Here is a 16,464-nt window from a genome sequence, read left to right as displayed (position 1 = left end):
CCCGGCTTTTCGGCTAAAATAATAAAAAATAGTAATTTTATGCGTTGATACACACCAGATGAAAACTACCGTAAATCACCTTTTGAACGGCTTTGCAGGGCTCTTAATTCTGCTGATGGCTTCCTGTGCTACGGGCAAATATGCAGCAACAGATAAGATATATAAGCAACAGGCAAAGGATTATGCCAAGCTGATCCGGAGTCCTGCTCCACAGGACCAGGGACTTTCGGGCTTTCCGAAGGAGGACCAGTCTTGGGTGAGTTCTGTGAATTTTGGTATCCGCAGGCCCAATTTCGTGATCCTGCACCATACAGCACAGAACTCATCAGACCAGACGCTGAAAACCTTTACGATGAAGAAGACGGAGGTGAGTGCCCATTATGTGGTCGGCAGAGACGGGAAGGTTTTTCAAATGGTGAATGACTACCTGCGTGCGCAACATGCCGGAGCCGGGAAATGGGGAAATGATACCGATCTGAACTCTTCTTCAATCGGTATAGAGATCGATAATAATGGTAGCGAGCCTTATCCGGATATACAGATCCGGAGCCTAGTGGAAGTACTGACAGTTTTGAAAAAAAAGTACAACATCCCGACGGCAAATTTTATCGGCCACATGGATATTGCGCCATCACGCAAGCCTGATCCGGCCAGTTTTCCCTGGAAGGCCCTCGCGTTGAAGGGTTTTGGTTTCTGGTATGATGATGTGCTGAAGATGCCGCCGGCTGAATTTGACACGACCGCTGCGCTGCGGATCATCGGCTATGACACGAAGAACCTTTCTGCAGCGATCGTTGCGTTCAAAAGGCATTTTGTGCAGACAGATGTTACGCCTGCCCTGACTGCGGCGGACAAGCTGATCCTGTTCAATCTGTATAAGAAATATCTGTAACAGCGGCCTATTTATTGGCCTTGGCCCAGGCATCCTTAAGGGATACGGTGCGATTGAAGACCAGGTGTTCCGGAGTGGAGTCCTTATCCAGGCAGTAATAGCCCTTGCGGATAAACTGGTAGCGCCCCCTTTGGTCTGCCTTGGCAAGATAAGGTTCTATATAGGCATCCCTGATCACCTCGACACTTTCAGGGTTCAGGTAATCTTTGAAGTCCCCTTCTTCGGCATCCGGTGATTCGGAAATAAAGAGCCGGTCATATAAGCGTACTTCAGCCTGTTTTGCATGCGCACGGCTTACCCAGTGTATGGTGCCTTTTACATGAATACCGCTTGTGTCCGAGCCGCTTCGCGATTCGGGGATATAGCGACAGTAGACCGTGGTCACATTGCCTTCCGCATCCTTCTCGAAGGTTTCACACTTAACGATATAGGCATGTTTTAAGCGGACCATTGCTTCCGGTGCAAGACGGAACCACTTCTTTGCCGGAGTTTCCATAAAGTCCTCCCTTTCTATCCAGAGCTCACGCGAGAAAGGAATCTCCCGGCTGCCGCCCTTGTCTTCAGCTTCAGGGTTGTTTTCTCCGAGCAGGATTTCCTCCTGGTCTTCCGGGTAGTTCGTGATCACCAATTTAATGGGGTCCAGCACAGCCATGACGCGGGTAGCGGTCTTATTAAGGTGTTCGCGGATGCAGAATTCAAGCAAACTGAGTTCGATGATGTTTTCCCTTTTAGCGATGCCGATCCGGTCGCAGAACTCGCGGATACTTTCGGGTGTATAGCCTCGTCTGCGCAGGCCACTGATGGTAGGCATGCGTGGGTCATCCCAGCCGCTGACGACGCCATCATTGACCAGCTGCAGTAGCTTACGCTTGCTCATGACCGTATAGGAAAGGTTCAGCCGGGCAAATTCATATTGTTTTGAGGGGAAGATGCCCAGTTTTTCGATCAGCCAGTCGTAAAGCTCGCGATGGGCTACATATTCCAGCGTGCAGATGGAATGCGTAATTCCCTCAATACTGTCGCTCTGTCCATGGGCAAAGTCGTACATCGGGTAAATGCACCATTGGTTGCCGGTGCGGTGGTGTTCAGCATGCTTGATGCGGTAAATGATCGGGTCGCGCATGAGCATATTGGGGCTTGCAAGGTCAATCTTTGCTCTTAGTGTGCAGGCCCCGTCGGGGAATTCCCCGGCCTTCATCCTGCTGAAGAGGTCAAGATTTTCTGCAATGCTGCGGTCACGGTATGGTCCGGCAGTTCCGGCTTCGGTAGGGGTGCCTTTTTGCGCTGCGATCTCTTCCGCAGTGCTGTGGTCAACATAGGCCAGGCCCTTTTCGATCAGTATAACGGCATAGTCATACAGTTTTCCGAAATAATCGGAAGTATAAAGCTCGTTCTTCCACCGGAAGCCGAGCCATCTGATATCTTCCTGCTGGCTGTTTACGTACTCGGTTTTTTCGGTAACCGGGTTGGTATCGTCAAAGCGCAGGTTGGTATAGCCACCGTATTTCTGAGTGAGGCCAAAGTTCAGGCAGATGGCCTTGGCATGACCAATGTGCAGGTAACCGTTGGGCTCAGGGGGAAAACGGGTGACCAGTTCCTGGTACTTTCCGCTTTTCAAATCGTTCTCAATGATTTCTTCGATGAAGTTCAATGATCTTTCCTCACTCATAAACAGTATTTTTAGGCCTCAAAGTTAATATAAAACGGCTAATTTGGCTACATTTACCTGTCAACTACTGTATAATTTATGAGTGCCGGACGGAATATCCTCAGAGAACTGAAAGAACAGGTATTGTACCTGACGATCAACAGACCAGACAAACTCAATGCCCTGAACCGCGAAACATTGGAAGAACTTGCGCAGCAAATCGAATTTGCTGCGCAGACCCGGGAGGTAAGAGGGGTTCTGCTGACGGGAGCGGGTGAAAAGGCTTTTGCGGCCGGAGCCGATATTTCTGAATTTGCAACCCTCGGCCCGGAGGACGGTGAAGCGCTTGCAAGGAGAGGACAAGAGCAGGTATTTGATGCCATTTCAAATTGCCCTAAGCCTGTGGTCGCAGCGATCAATGGTTTTGCGCTGGGAGGCGGGCTCGAGCTGGCGATGGCCTGCCATATCCGCGTCGCATCGGATCAAGCCAGGTTCGGGCTGCCGGAAGTGACACTTGGCCTTATCCCGGGATACGGCGGGACCCAGCGGCTGGCAGGGCTGATCGGAAGAGGCAGGGCAATAGAAATGATCACTACGGCAGAAATGATCGGGGCGGAACAGGCGGAGAAGATAGGCCTCGTCAATTATGTCGTGCCGGGAGCAGAACTGCAGACCAAATCGGTATCGATATTGGAGCAGATCAGGTCAAGGGCGCCGCTGGCGGTTGCCGCCGCAATAAGGGCGGTGAATGCTTCCGGGGGCCGCGAAGGTTTTGAAACCGAGATCCGTGAGTTCGGCCAATGTTTTGGAACGGCTGACTTCAGAGAAGGAGTAGCGGCATTTCTGGAAAAAAGAAAAGCTTCTTTTATTGGAACGTGAGCATTGATTATCAGTAGGTTGTCGTTGATATTGGGGGATTTTTTGTTAAAAAGTGTAGAGAAAATTTCCCACTAAAGAAAAACTAACTATATTTATTTCCCAGTAAAGAACGCCTTAACCCTGGCCCTATGAGAAAGATATTGATCGTCGATGATGAAGTCAACATCGGCGTGCTCCTGTCCAGATTCCTGATGAGAAATTCCTTCAGTGTTTCCACTGCGACAAGCGGTGTTGCCGCCATGGAATACCTTACCAAAGAGTCCTATGACCTTGTATTGTGCGACTACCGGCTGGAAGATACAGACGGCAAGGAAATGCTGATCAGGATCAAGGAAAAATACCCGAGCACAGGAGTGATCATTATTACGGGATATTCCGACATCAAACTGGCAGTAGAACTGATCAAGCTGGGTGCCTATGACTACATTACCAAGCCATTGTATCCCGATGAGATCCTGAACACCATCAACAAGGCCATAGAAACGCAGCTTGCCCTGAACACGGCTGCTCTGGAACCGGCGCAGGATGCTCCCAAGCAGAAGTCCGCTAAACTGACCTATAGCCCGGCGGAAAACTTTGTGTCCGGAAACAGCCCTGCTTCCCGTGAACTGATGAAGCAGATCCAGCTGGTAGCCCCGACGCCTTACAGCGTGATCCTGATGGGGGAAAGCGGCACAGGGAAGGAATCGGTGGCTAAGGCAATACATTTGAACAGCCCAAGGAAGAACAATCCCTTTGTGGCTATGGACTGCGGTTCTCTGACGAAGGAGCTTGCGGGCAGCGAATTTTTCGGACATGAAAAGGGCTCATTTACCGGAGCGTTATTCACCAAGATCGGGCATTTTGAGATGGCAAACGGAGGTACGCTGTTTCTGGATGAAGTGGGCAACCTGTCTTATGATATCCAGGCAGCGTTGCTGAGGACAGTGCAGGAACGTAAGATCAAGCGTATCGGCAGTACCAAGGAGATCGATCTGGATGTACGTATTATTGTGGCGACCAACGAGAACCTGTCGGCCGCTATTCAGAAGGGAAGGTTCAGGGAAGATCTTTTTCACCGGTTCAATGAATTTTCCATTGATCTGCCGCCGTTGCGCAACAGGGGCAAGGACATTATGATCTTTGCCGGTACCTTTCTGGAAATGGCCAACCATGATCTCGGGAAAAATGTGAAGGGCTTTTCGGAAGAAGTGGAAGAATGTTTCCTTACCTATAACTGGCCGGGCAATGTCAGGGAACTCAAAAATGTGGTCAGAAGGGCTGCTTTGCTTGCGGAGACAGACATCATCCAGGTAAAGGCATTGCCATTGGAGATCTCTACCTATGCCAAGGCAACGGCAATAGAAAACTCGATCACGAAGACGGAAAAACCCAGAGACCTGAAAAATGCGGCCCAGGAGGCCGAGTACGAAACGATCCTCAGGGTTTTGCGCGAGGTCAATTTTAACAAGACCAAAGCGGCCAAGGTACTGAATATAGACCGAAAGACTTTATACAACAAAATGAAGGCGATCAACCTTGAAAATTAAACCTTGCTGATCACAGCCGCCATAGCCTTTGCAGCTGTACTGGGGTTGCTGTATTGCATTTTTCGCGAAGTGCGGAAAACGGCGGGAATGAGGAACGAAGTATCGGCGCTGAAAAAACAGGTTGTTCAGCTTTCCGCAAAGGCGGAACTGCTGTCCCTGGCCGGACGTGTGTCGAGCCTGGGGACCTGGGAATATTTTCCGGAGCAGGAACTGCTGAACTGGTCAGAGGAGCTGTACCGGATTTACGGGATTGAAGACAGGAAGTCAGGGCTGACGGTAGCGGCAAGTGAAGCCTATATTGTCCCAGAATATCGTGAGAAAGTCAGCAAGGAACTGCAGTCTGCCATCCGCAACCAGTCTGCTTTTGCCGTAGAGTATCAGATTATGTTGTCTTCCGGGATCAGGAAATATGTGCTGGCCCAGGGCTTTTATATGGTCCAGGAAAATAAACTCGTCGGTACCCTGCAGGACATTACACAGCAAAAAGAGGCCGTGCTGAAGCTGAAGATTAATGAGACGCTGCTGCGGGAGGCAGAAATGGTGTCGCACAACGGCAGCTGGGAGTGGATAGAAGACCGGGAGTTTTTACTCTGGTCAGATGAAATGTACAATATTCATGGTTTCCTGCCGCATTCGGTGTTCGTAAGTCTGCCCTGGTACGCTTCGCTGGTACATGAGGAAGACCAGCGGTTCTTCGCACGCGATTTCCTGGCTGCTTTGAAGACCAAGCGATCTTTCAGGACGAGCTACCGTATCGTCAGGCCTTCAGGCGAGATCAGGTATGTATTGTCTACTGCTGAATACCGGAAGATCGGTCTGAACGATTTTGCTTATATTGGTAATACGCAGGACGTAACTGAATTACGAAAGGCACAGGTACAGCTGGAGGAAAAGGTGACAGAATTGAACAGGTCGAATCAGGAGCTGGAGCAGTTTGCTTATGTAGCCTCACATGACCTGCAGGAGCCGTTAAGAAAAATAAAGGCTTTTGGGGAGCGGTTGAAGGCGCTTTTGCCAGAACAGGAAAATACTGAGGCCGTGGATTATCTTGAACGCATGGGCAATGCGGCAGAACGCATGCGCATATTGATCAATGACCTGCTGGCCTTTTCCAGGGCGACCAGGGCCCACCGCGATTTTATCCCCCTTGAACTAGGGGTGTTGTTGCGGGAAGTACTGCAGAGCCTGGATTATACCATTGAACAGCAGCAGGCAAAAGTGGAACTGAAAGCTGAACAGGTCATAGACGGGATTCAGTCCCAGCTGTACCAGCTTTTTATGAACCTGCTGGGCAATGCACTTAAGTTTACGGTACCGGGCAGGTTGCCGGAGATCTCTATAGTCGGCAGGGTGATCTTTGGCCACGAACTGGAAACGGGGGAACTGGTTCCAGGTGCGCAATATGCGGAGCTGAGCATCCGCGATAATGGGATCGGGTTTGATGCGGAAGATGCGGGCCGCATCTTTGATATTTTCCACAGGCTGAACCCGCGTGCCGAGTACAGTGGCACGGGGATTGGACTGGCCATTTGTAAAAAAATTGCGGATAACCACTCAGGGTTGATCCGTGCAGAAGGACAAAAGGGCAAGGGAGCGGTATTTACCGTTTTTCTACCGGTGAAACAAACTAAAAGGAACCAATAACATAAATGAAACAGGTAAAGGTTTTACTGATTGATGACGACGAGGATGATTATGTGCTGACCAGAACGGTATTCAGGAAGCTGGGGGCGGCCTTTCAGCTGGACTGGGCCGATAGTTATGAGAAGGGAATCGGAGGAGTACTTAAACGGGCATATGATGTATACCTGGTCGATTACAGGCTGGGAAAGAGAACTGGCATAGACCTGCTGAAAGAAGCCATCAATTCTGGTTGTATGGAGCCGATCATCATTCTTACCGGTAAAGGTGACCGGAATATTGATGAACAGGCCATGGACCTGGGAGCGGCCGACTATCTGGTGAAGGATGATATCGATGCTGGTGTTCTGGAAAGAAGTATCCGTTATTCAATGAAGCAGGCGGCGGGGTTGAAGGCAGTCCGGGACAGTGAGCGTCGTTACAGGGCCGTGTTTGAGCAGGCCAATGATCCGATCCTGGTGTCTGACCCCGCAGGAAGGATACATAGCATCAATCCGGCAGGGGAAAGATTTTTTGGCTATAGCCCCGGAGAATTGCTTCAGTTGCCCGATGCAATATTGTTCAGGCGTATTGAAGATGCAGAGCGATTCCGCAACCTGCTGGAGAAGAACGGTTCACTGAACGATTTTGAATGTGAACTGAAGGGACGTGAGGGGCAGTATTACCATTGCAGTTTGTCTTCTTTTATCCAGACCGATCTGGTAAGCGTGGCAGAGGTCTATCATACGATTATCCGCGACCTTAGCTACAGAAAACATATCGAGGAAAAATCTGTTAACATGGGTAAGATGTCGATTTCGGAACATATCGCCAAGGGACTGGGAGAGGAGATCCGGGACCCGTTGTCTACCATTAACCTGGCGGTAGACGAACTGGCCTCTGACCAGGAGCTTTCCTATAATGAGTCGGTACAGGGTTGCCTGGAGATCATTAAGACCAACTGCGACCGTGTAAGCCAGCTGATACAGAACTTTATTTCCAGTACAGAGACGAAAACGCTTAACCTTCAGCGACACAGCCTCAGTGAAGTGATCGAGGAGACGCTGAAAGAGGCTGAAGAACTGATTGTCGGACATGGCATCCGGCTGACCCGGGAATTGGAGGAACCTGGACATAAAGTCCTGCTGGACAAGGCAAAGATCAAGGTGGCCCTGAGTAGCGTGATCAGGAATGCAGCAGAGGCCATGTCTGCATACCCGAAGGAAATACGCATTTCGAGTACTTCTGATCAGGCGATGTTTGAGATCCGTATCGAAGACAACGGCGGCGGGGTTAGCCCTGCAAACAGAGATAAGATATTTGAACCCTTCTTTACCACCAAGAAACGGGCGAATGGCCTGGGCCTGACCCATGCCCAGCGTGTCCTGACAACGCACAACGGAAGCATTGCGCTGAAGCCGCTGGATAAGGGAAGCCTGTTCCTGATCCGTATACCGGTATATCATGAAGGGCCTGTCTGGCAGTAAGTTTGGAAAATGTCAATATTTAACTATAAACAGCGGACCCAGATCAACCTGTTGATCATCATTGTACTGGGCATTATCATTCTGTACTCGTTACAGGGAATATTCGGCGCTATTCTGAGCACCCTGGTCCTCTATACGATTCTGCGCCCCGGATTTATCTACCTGACTTCCGGCAAGAGGTTTAACCGGGGCGTAGCTGCTGTGCTTCTGCTGTTTGTTTCAGTTGTCGTGCTTGTATTGCCGTTTTATGGGCTGAGCAGTATGGTTCTGGAAAAGATCGCTGAACTGCAGAACAATCCCGGATATTTCAAGGATACGTTGTATAAACTTAAACATCTGCTGCCGATCAGCGGAGATTTGCAGGATCTGGTGGAAGATGGGCTGCAAAAGGCGGGTGTATGGGCAACAGGGCTTTTCCCTTCGCTGATCTCAGGGGCCTTCAATATTGTACTTGGCCTGTTGCTGATGTATTTTCTGCTGTATTTTATGCTGGTAGAGCGGGAGAAGTTTGAAGGGGCCTTGCTGAAATACGCCCCTTTCAGGGCCCAGAATGCGCAGCGTTTCGCGGAAGAAATGCGCAATACAACCTATGCCAATGTGCTTGGGCAGGGATTCATTGCGATGGTTCAGGGCGCTCTGGTCGGGCTGTCCTTTTATGTGCTGGGATACCGGGACCCTATGTTCTGGGGAGTGATTACAACGTTTATCTCATTTGTGCCGGTATTGGGTCCTCCGGTTGTCTTTGTGCCTGCGGCTTTAGTACAGATTGCCAATGGCAACAATTTTTCAGGCTGGGCAATGCTGATCTTTGGTTTTGTGGTCATTATTAACATCGATAATGTATTGAGGTTCATGATCGCTAAACGTGTAGGTAATATCCATCCTGTAATCACGGTACTTGGCGTGGTTATTGGTATACCTCTCTTCGGAATTTTAGGCCTCGTTTTCGGCCCGCTATTAATCTCTTATTTCGTATTATTGGTCAAAATATATGAAACGAGTGCTATGGCTTCCGAAAGACTCGAAAGAATAAAAACAATTTCGGAACAAGACGAGTTATAGTAAAAGTTCCAGCAACTGATTGTTTAACAAAAATTACAAGGAATCATGAATGACAATTCAAAAGTATTGGTAGCCTTACTGGCTGGTTTAGCTGCCGGAGCGGCATTGGGACTCTTGTTCGCACCGGATAAGGGAAGTGAGACTCGTGACAAACTAAGCCAGTCGCTGAAAGATCTTGGCGAGTCGATCAAAGATCGTGCTGCTGATGAAATCAACAGCCTGAATGCGCTGAAGGACAAGGTGGTTGGTTCAGTGAAAAGCAAACTCCGCCAGACAGAGGAAGAATTTGCAGACGATATCGAACACGCATAGGGACGCCTGAACACAACCGATGGAGCAACGAGACAAAGAAAAGAGTATTGAAGACCTGTACCATGATGTCCAGGCCTACCTGGACACGCGCATTGCGCATACCAGGCTGTATCTTTTGGAAAAGACCTCAAAGATATTTGCTGACCTGGTGACCAATGCTACGGTCGTCGTCTGCTTTGTGCTGGCCTTTTTGTTCGGAACAGTTACCCTGGCTTTTTTCCTGTCGGATATATTGGGCAGTTTTACCAGGGGTTTTGGCTGCGTTGCGGCGATCTACCTGTTCCTGGCTTTACTGGTATACTGGACGAAGGACAAATTTATCGAAAAGGCGATCATCAATTTTACCATCAGGAATTACTTCAACAAACTGGCAGATAAAGATGAGGAAGAGCAGAAAATATGACATTAAGAACCTGGAAGAGCTGCATGCAATGGTCTGCCAGCTGAAAGCGGAGCATACCCTTCAGGGGGAAATGCTGGTGAAAGACGTGAAGATTTATCTGCACCAGTTCACTCCCGGTGCGGTCATTAAGAAGTATGCTGCACCGTCGGCGCTGCTTAAGGTTGACGAAAAATACAATATCAGCAGTACGATTATGTCATGGGTATTGCCCTTGCTGATGAACAGTACCTTATTCCGTGGATCGGGTATCCTGACCAAGGCTGTTGTCGGACTTGCTTCCGGCAAGGTTGGCAAAGCCCTGGACGCAGAACATCTTTCGGCAATTTTCAATTCGGTAAAGTCGTGGTTTACCGGCGCTAAAAAGAAAAAGGTAAAGACTGAGACGGTCATCGACTATGGTATTCCGCCGGACAGTGAATCGTACTGACCTTAAACAAAAAGGGCCGCGCATGCGCGGCCCTTTTTGTTTGGTATCTGTCTGTTTACAGGACAGACCTGATCTTCAGTTCGTTCATTTGCTTTTGGTCTATGGTTGCGGGGCTGTCGATCATCACGTCCCTTCCGGAATTGTTCTTGGGGAAGGCGATCACGTCGCGGATACTGTCCAGTCCTGCGAAAATAGAACATAACCTGTCGAAGCCAAAGGCGATCCCGCCATGCGGAGGGGCGCCGAACTCAAAGGCATCCATCAGGAAACCAAACTGCTTCTGTGCTTCCTCAGCCGAGAAACCGAGATGTCTGAACATCAGCGATTGCAGCTCCCGGTCGTGGATACGGATAGAGCCGCCACCGATCTCTGTACCATTGATGACCATATCATAGGCGTTGGCACGGACTTCGCCCGGGGCTGTGTCCAGCATGTCAATGTCCTCAGGTTTCGGAGAAGTGAACGGGTGGTGCATGGCATGATAACGATTGCTTTCTTCGTCCCATTCCAGTAAAGGGAAGTCCAGTACCCAAAGTGCGCTAAAGGTATTTTTATCTCTCAGGCCAAGCCTGGTGCCCATTTCCAGACGGAGCTCGTTCAGTTGTTTTCTTACCTTGTCTTTTTGCCCGGCCATGATCAGAACCAGGTCACCTGGCTCAGTGTTAAAGGCTTGGGCCCAAAGTTTCAGGGACGCTTCGTCATAAAACTTATCTACAGAAGACTTCAGGGACCCGTCCTCATTATGGCGCATATAAATAAGACCGGTGCCCCCGATTTGCGGGCGCCGGATAAAGTCGGTCAGTTCATCCATCTGCTTGCGGGTATAACCCGCGCAGCCTTTGGCGTTGATACCCACCACCAGTTCCGCGTTGTCGAACACGGCGAAGTCTTTTCCCTTTACTACATCATTCAGCTCGGTGAATTGCATACCGAAACGGGTATCTGGTTTGTCGGAACCATAAAGGCGCATGGCATCTGAGTATTGCATACGGGGCACTTCTGGCAGATCAATACCTTTGATCTCTTTGAAAAGGGTGCGTATAAGGCCTTCAAAAACATTCAAAATGTCTTCCTGCTCGATGAATGACATCTCACAGTCGATCTGGGTAAATTCCGGCTGACGGTCTGCCCTCAGGTCTTCGTCCCGGAAACATTTCACGATCTGGAAATAGCGGTCAAAGCCGGATACCATCAGCAATTGTTTGAAGGTCTGCGGGGATTGGGGCAATGCATAGAATTCACCGGGGTTCATGCGGCTGGGTACGACGAAGTCCCGGGCTCCTTCTGGTGTGGACTTGATCAGTACCGGAGTTTCTACTTCTATAAAATCCTTTGCGTCAAGGTAGCGGCGCACAGCCTGGGCCATCTTATGGCGCAAAACCATGTTATTGCGTACCGGATTCCTGCGCAGGTCCAGATAACGGTATTTCATCCTCAGGTCGTCACCGCCATCGGTCTCGTCCTCGATCAGGAACGGGGGCAGTTTGGCGGCATTAAGTACGTTGAGACCAGTCATTTTAATCTCGATCTCGCCCGTGGGTATTTTCAGGTTCTTATTGGAACGTTCGACCACCATGCCTGTTGCGCTGATCACAAATTCCCGGCCGAGATTACGGGCAGCTTTGCAGAGGTCCTGATCGTCATCCATATTAAATACCAGCTGAGTGATGCCATAGCGGTCCCGGATATCAATGAAAGTCATCCCGCCCAGGTCCCTGGATTTCTGTACCCATCCGCAGAGGGTAACTGTTTCCCCTAAATTACTGATCGTCAAAGCGCCGCAAGTAGTTGTTCTTAACATTCAAAAAAATATTTGCGGCAAAAATATTGATTTTGAACAACATATTTTATCCACCGGTGATTTTAAAAACTATATTTAAAATATTTCACGCGGCTGTGCAACGTTTTAAAATCCTCCGCTGTCCTTTAGGCAAAACCAACCAACCTTGGAAACGGCATACATTGATAAACATAAAGACCTGGTCACTCAGTGCCGCAACGGCAGCCGGAAGGCGCAGTTTGAACTATATAAACTGTATGTGAAGGCGATGTACAACGTTGCCCTGCGTATTCTCAATCATGCTGCAGAAGCGGAAGATGTATTGCAGGAAGCTTTTCTGGATGCCTTTACCCGTCTGGAGAACTTCCGGGGCGAAACGACTTTCGGATTGTGGATGAAGCAGATCGTGATCAACAAGTCGATCAACCTGCTGAGAAAGCGCAAGGCAGAACTTGTCCCCATTGAAGATGTCGATGTTGCGGAGCCTGAGCAGGAGGACGCCTTGGAGTTGGAACTGCGTGTAAACGAGATAAGGGAGGCCGTTGCGATGCTGTCCGATGGTTACCGGGTGGTACTGACCCTATATCTGTTTGAGGGATATGACCATGAGGAGATTGCCCATATCCTGAAGATATCGGAGAATACCTCGCGCAGCCAGTATATGAGGGCAAAAATGAGATTAAACAGCTTACTAGAAAAGAGAGGAGTACAGAGATGAGTAAAAAACTGGAAGAATACATCAGGGAACACCGGAAGTCGTTTGATGCCGATGGGCCTTCGGACCAGCTTTGGAGCAGAATTGTGAACGAGCTGGACAGGGAAAAGCTAAAAAAGCCCTGGAGGGTGCCGTTGTGGTTAGGTATAGCTGCATCCTTGACCGTAATCCTGACGGCTATTTTTATATATACCTATCGTGATCAGCAACATAAGCCAGCCCTTGCAGGACTGAACCCAACGTTGGCCAGGAAGGAAATGCAGTTTGCCAGCCTGATCGAAGAAAAAAAAGATAGTCTGCAGATATATGCAAAGGCAAACCCGAAGCTCTACCGGCAGTTCAGTGCCGACCTGGATCAGCTGAGCGCAGACTACGATCAGCTGAAAAACGAGCTGAAAACGAGTCCGAACCCAAGGGCGGTGGCGGGTGCGATGGTAAAGAACCTGAAACTTCAGCTGCAGGTCATTACCCAGCAGCTGATGATCATCAACGAAGTCAATGAATACAGTAACACGAATAAAGAAAACAGCATATGAGAAGAATAGTATTAGCAGTCATCATGACATATGCCACGGCGGTGGCATATGCCGGCACCGGAGACCCCGGGCAGGCAGCGGACGAAGGCCTGTCAAAAACCTTCAGTAAAAGCTTTCCCGCAGATCGCGGCGATAAGATCGTTATCAGCAATCAATACGGATCTACCCAGGTGAAGACCTGGGACCGGAAGGAGGTAAAGGTTGATGCGGAGATTAGAGCATACAGCACTAAAGAAGGCGAAGCAAGAAAACTGCTGGATGATGTGGTTATCGAAGCCGGCAAATCGGGAGACCAGATTGTATTCAAAACAAAGATGGACCAGGGCGGTGACTGGGGCAGTGGCAGCAAATGGGGTAAGAAATGGAGAAGAGAGGTAAAGATCGATTATGTAGTGTATCTGCCGGCGTCCAACTCGCTGACCATGTCGCAGAACTATGGCAACATTACGATGGGCGATTTTTCGGGACCTTTGTATATTAAAGTGCAGTATGGCAATCTGAACGCAGGTAATCTTGATAATAACAGCAACTATGTTTCCGTGCAGTATGGCAATACCAATATCGCCAGGCTGAGCAATGCCACCGTGAAGCAGCAGTACGGCTCCGGCCTGAACATCAGTGCAGGTGGCACCCTGGACATTGACGCTCAGTATACAGCCGTAAATCTGGGCAGCCTCAGCGGTGATCTGCGCATTAAACAACAATACGGAGCGGGACTGACCATTGCCAGCGTAGACAACCTTGATCTCAATGCCCAATATACCAATGTGAAGATCAACACCATTAAAGGTAACGCGCAGATCAGGCAGCAATACAATAACCTCAGTATCGGTTCGGCAGGCAAGATCAGCCTCAATGCGCAGTATACGGGTACCAGTATCGGGAGCCTGAAAGGAGACGGCAGTTTTAACATGCAATACAATAACCTGAACATCAGTAATATTTCTCAGGCCTGCAAGACGCTGGTGATAGACGGGGGATACCTCAACATCAACCTGGGCTTTGTGTCCGGCTACGATGCAGACCTGGAAGTCCGCACCAGTTATGCGGGTTTCAATTATGGAGATGGAGTCTCAGTAAAGACATCTGGCAACGATTCGGGGACATCTAAAAATTATACTGGCCGGATTGGTAAGGGCGGAGGGGGCTCCGTACGCATCAAGTCAGACTACGGTGGCGTTACGATCAAGTGACCCGGTCCGGGGAATATCCAAACAAACACGACTAAAGCTTGTTGATGATTTCAGCAAGCTTTTTTTATATCTTAGCCCCATATTTGCATCGCTATGGAATTTTTGAGCAGCCCGGAAGCCTGGATCTCACTTCTTACCCTGACTGTACTTGAAATCGTACTCGGTATAGACAACATTATTTTCATTTCTATCCTTTCCGGCAAACTGCCGGCCGGGCAGCAGAAAAAAGCCCGGCAGTTAGGGCTTGGGCTTGCCATGATCACACGTGTGCTGTTGTTGCTTTCCCTGAGCTGGGTAATGACGCTCACCAGCCCGTTGTTCAGTATGGGGGGATGGTTTAGTATAACTGATCCGGAATGGCTGCACAAGCTGGAGATTTCGGGAAGGGATCTGATCCTGATCATCGGGGGGCTCTTTCTAATCTATAAAAGCACGCATGAGATCCATGACAAGCTCGAAAGTGAAGAGGAGAAGCAGGCCAAAGGTAAAGTGCATTCCTTTTCCGGTGTGATTGTGCAGATACTGTTACTGGATATTGTCTTCTCCCTGGATTCTGTCATTACAGCAGTGGGTATGGCGGAACACGTAGAGGTGATGATTGCCGCGGTGGTCATTGCCGTGATCATTATGATGTTTTCCGCAAATGGCATCAGCAACTTTGTGAACAACCACCCTACAGTAAAAATGCTGGCGCTTTCTTTCCTGCTGCTTATTGGCGTTTCCTTGCTGGCCGAAGGGCTTGACCAGCATATCCCTAAAGGGTACATCTATTTTGCCATGGCCTTCTCGGTGATGGTGGAGATGTTGAACCTGAAGATGAAAAAGAACGCCGAGAAGCCGGTAAGATTAAGGAACACCCCAGCAGAGGAAGACGAGCTGCAATCATAACCTTACCTTAATTACGGATGATCTCCTTCTATGAAGCCTCCCTGGCGGAGCTGTCGGTCCATAGGGTCGGCAATAAATCACAGGATGAATTTTATGTATTGTCTGAACAGCCGGTTAACCTTCAGGACAACCTGCTCAGCAACATCCTGCAACAGTATTTCCTGTCACCTTTTGAAAAGAACAACGAAATCTATCGTTTTTTTCATGCCAACTCCGATCTGAACCTTAATGAAATCTATCATTTCGCGTCAGAGATCTTCAGGGACGACAGCCGTTTTCATGAGTTTAGCCAGGAGGTGGCCAAACACCTGTTTGAAGTGTCTGGCCATCCTAAGATAAAAGCAGGAGAACTTTATGTGGCCTACTTCGAGAATGTACAAATGGAGGGGCAGCTATATGACGCGATCGGTTTGTTCAAGTCTGAAAACAGGGATACTTATTTAAGGGTATATCCTGAAAATGCCGGTTTTGGGCTGAGCTATGAGCAGGATGCGATCAATATCCATAAGCTGGACAAGGGTTGCCTGATCTTCAATACCGACCAGGAAGAGGGCTACCGTGTTGCGGTCATCGACCAGACCAACCGCAGTTCGGAAACTGCGGTATACTGGAAGGACGAATTCCTTAAACTGCGCATACGGAATGACAATTTTAACCAGACTGCAAGCGTCCTGGGCGTATACAAGAACTTCGTTACTGAAAAGCTGGATGAGGAATTTGAAATTTCCAAAGCTGATAAAATCGACCTCCTGAACAAATCCATGAAGTATTTCAAGGAGAAGGAAAGCTTTGATCTGGAAGAGTTTTCCAACGAAGTGATCGGAAATGCCGAAGGTATCGAGTCCTTCAAAAACTACAAGAAAAGCTACGAGGAAGAATTCGATACGCCGATCCCCGATAGTTTTGACATCTCTGATGCCGCTGTAAAAAAGCAGGCGCGGGTCTATAAAAGCGTGCTGAAGCTCGACAAGAACTTTCATATCTATATTCATGGGAACAAAGATCTCATCGAGAAAGGGTTCGACGACGACAAGTCAATGAATTATTACAAGGTATATTTCCGGGAAGAGCAGTAAATGTTCAGGTTATTCGG

General features: G+C 49.1%; 16 protein-coding genes. 14 read left to right on the top strand and 2 right to left on the bottom strand.

What is annotated here, in order from left to right:
* Positions 1 to 58: 58 nt before the first annotated feature.
* On the top strand, positions 59 to 892 hold the full coding sequence (locus tag P2W84_RS16730; RefSeq protein ID WP_276091304.1) for an N-acetylmuramoyl-L-alanine amidase: 834 nt from the start codon (positions 59 to 61) through the stop codon (positions 890 to 892).
* A gap of 7 nt (positions 893 to 899) precedes the next feature.
* Here P2W84_RS16730 and P2W84_RS16725 read toward each other — a convergent pair whose 3' ends face one another.
* Positions 900 to 2,561 carry a glutamine--tRNA ligase/YqeY domain fusion protein gene (locus P2W84_RS16725; protein ID WP_276091303.1) on the bottom strand — a complete coding sequence of 554 codons (1,662 nt, stop codon included), beginning with the start codon at positions 2,559 to 2,561 and terminating at the stop codon, positions 900 to 902.
* 78 nt (positions 2,562 to 2,639) lie between these two features.
* Here P2W84_RS16725 and P2W84_RS16720 point away from each other — a divergent pair, with 78 nt between their 5' ends.
* The 8 genes from P2W84_RS16720 to P2W84_RS16685 all read left to right on the top strand — a co-directional run bounded on the left by P2W84_RS16720 (position 2,640) and on the right by P2W84_RS16685 (position 10,259).
* The gene (locus tag P2W84_RS16720; RefSeq protein ID WP_276091302.1) at positions 2,640 to 3,419 is read left to right on the top strand and encodes an enoyl-CoA hydratase-related protein; all 780 of its coding nucleotides are present in this window, start codon (positions 2,640 to 2,642) and stop codon (positions 3,417 to 3,419) included.
* Positions 3,420 to 3,547: 128 nt separating this feature from the next.
* Positions 3,548 to 4,948, top strand: coding sequence for a sigma-54 dependent transcriptional regulator (locus P2W84_RS16715; protein ID WP_276091301.1), 1,401 nt, complete (start codon positions 3,548 to 3,550; stop codon positions 4,946 to 4,948).
* Between the two features lie 87 nt (positions 4,949 to 5,035).
* Positions 5,036 to 6,592 carry a PAS domain-containing protein gene (locus P2W84_RS16710; RefSeq protein ID WP_276091300.1) on the top strand — a complete coding sequence of 519 codons (1,557 nt, stop codon included), beginning with the start codon at positions 5,036 to 5,038 and terminating at the stop codon, positions 6,590 to 6,592.
* A gap of 5 nt (positions 6,593 to 6,597) precedes the next feature.
* A complete protein-coding gene (locus tag P2W84_RS16705) occupies positions 6,598 to 8,055 on the top strand; it encodes a hybrid sensor histidine kinase/response regulator (RefSeq protein WP_276091299.1) in 1,458 nt (485 codons plus the stop codon).
* Positions 8,056 to 8,064: 9 nt separating this feature from the next.
* Complete coding sequence (locus P2W84_RS16700) at positions 8,065 to 9,117, top strand: AI-2E family transporter (RefSeq protein ID WP_276091298.1); 1,053 nt, start codon at positions 8,065 to 8,067, stop codon at positions 9,115 to 9,117.
* A 45-nt stretch (positions 9,118 to 9,162) separates the two neighbouring features.
* Positions 9,163 to 9,429: a YtxH domain-containing protein gene (locus P2W84_RS16695; RefSeq protein ID WP_276091297.1), complete on the top strand. Its 267-nt coding sequence runs from the start codon at positions 9,163 to 9,165 to the stop codon at positions 9,427 to 9,429.
* 19 nt (positions 9,430 to 9,448) lie between these two features.
* Positions 9,449 to 9,832, top strand: a complete 384-nt coding sequence (locus tag P2W84_RS16690) for a phage holin family protein (protein ID WP_276091296.1) — start codon at positions 9,449 to 9,451, stop codon at positions 9,830 to 9,832.
* Positions 9,810 to 10,259, top strand: coding sequence for a hypothetical protein (locus P2W84_RS16685; RefSeq protein WP_276091295.1), 450 nt, complete (start codon positions 9,810 to 9,812; stop codon positions 10,257 to 10,259). The genes P2W84_RS16690 and P2W84_RS16685 overlap by 23 nt, the downstream gene beginning before the upstream one ends.
* A 55-nt stretch (positions 10,260 to 10,314) precedes the next feature.
* On the opposite strand, the gene aspS is transcribed toward P2W84_RS16685, so the two are convergent.
* On the bottom strand, positions 10,315 to 12,060 hold the full coding sequence (gene aspS, locus P2W84_RS16680; RefSeq protein WP_276091294.1) for an aspartate--tRNA ligase: 1,746 nt from the start codon (positions 12,058 to 12,060) through the stop codon (positions 10,315 to 10,317).
* 145 nt (positions 12,061 to 12,205) lie between these two features.
* Between aspS and P2W84_RS16675 the strand changes: the two genes are divergently transcribed.
* The 5 genes from P2W84_RS16675 (at position 12,206) to P2W84_RS16655 (ending at position 16,447) form a co-directional block, all read left to right on the top strand.
* Complete coding sequence (locus tag P2W84_RS16675) at positions 12,206 to 12,757, top strand: RNA polymerase sigma factor (RefSeq protein ID WP_276091293.1); 552 nt, start codon at positions 12,206 to 12,208, stop codon at positions 12,755 to 12,757.
* Positions 12,754 to 13,290 carry a hypothetical protein gene (locus P2W84_RS16670; RefSeq protein ID WP_276091292.1) on the top strand — a complete coding sequence of 179 codons (537 nt, stop codon included), beginning with the start codon at positions 12,754 to 12,756 and terminating at the stop codon, positions 13,288 to 13,290. Before P2W84_RS16675 ends, P2W84_RS16670 begins: the two co-directional genes overlap by 4 nt.
* On the top strand, positions 13,287 to 14,483 hold the full coding sequence (locus tag P2W84_RS16665) for a hypothetical protein (RefSeq protein ID WP_276091291.1): 1,197 nt from the start codon (positions 13,287 to 13,289) through the stop codon (positions 14,481 to 14,483). The genes P2W84_RS16670 and P2W84_RS16665 overlap by 4 nt, the downstream gene beginning before the upstream one ends.
* Before the next feature lie 93 nt (positions 14,484 to 14,576).
* Positions 14,577 to 15,371: a TerC family protein gene (locus P2W84_RS16660; protein ID WP_276091290.1), complete on the top strand. Its 795-nt coding sequence runs from the start codon at positions 14,577 to 14,579 to the stop codon at positions 15,369 to 15,371.
* A 17-nt stretch (positions 15,372 to 15,388) separates the two neighbouring features.
* The gene (locus P2W84_RS16655) at positions 15,389 to 16,447 is read left to right on the top strand and encodes a nucleoid-associated protein (RefSeq protein ID WP_276091289.1); all 1,059 of its coding nucleotides are present in this window, start codon (positions 15,389 to 15,391) and stop codon (positions 16,445 to 16,447) included.
* The last annotated feature ends 17 nt before the right edge of the window (positions 16,448 to 16,464 follow it).

The sequence above is a fragment of the Pedobacter sp. JY14-1 genome (assembly GCF_029269825.1).
In the GTDB taxonomy this organism is placed as follows: Bacteria; Bacteroidota; Bacteroidia; order Sphingobacteriales; family Sphingobacteriaceae; genus Pedobacter.
This window is presented reverse-complemented; position numbering and strand designations above follow the sequence as displayed.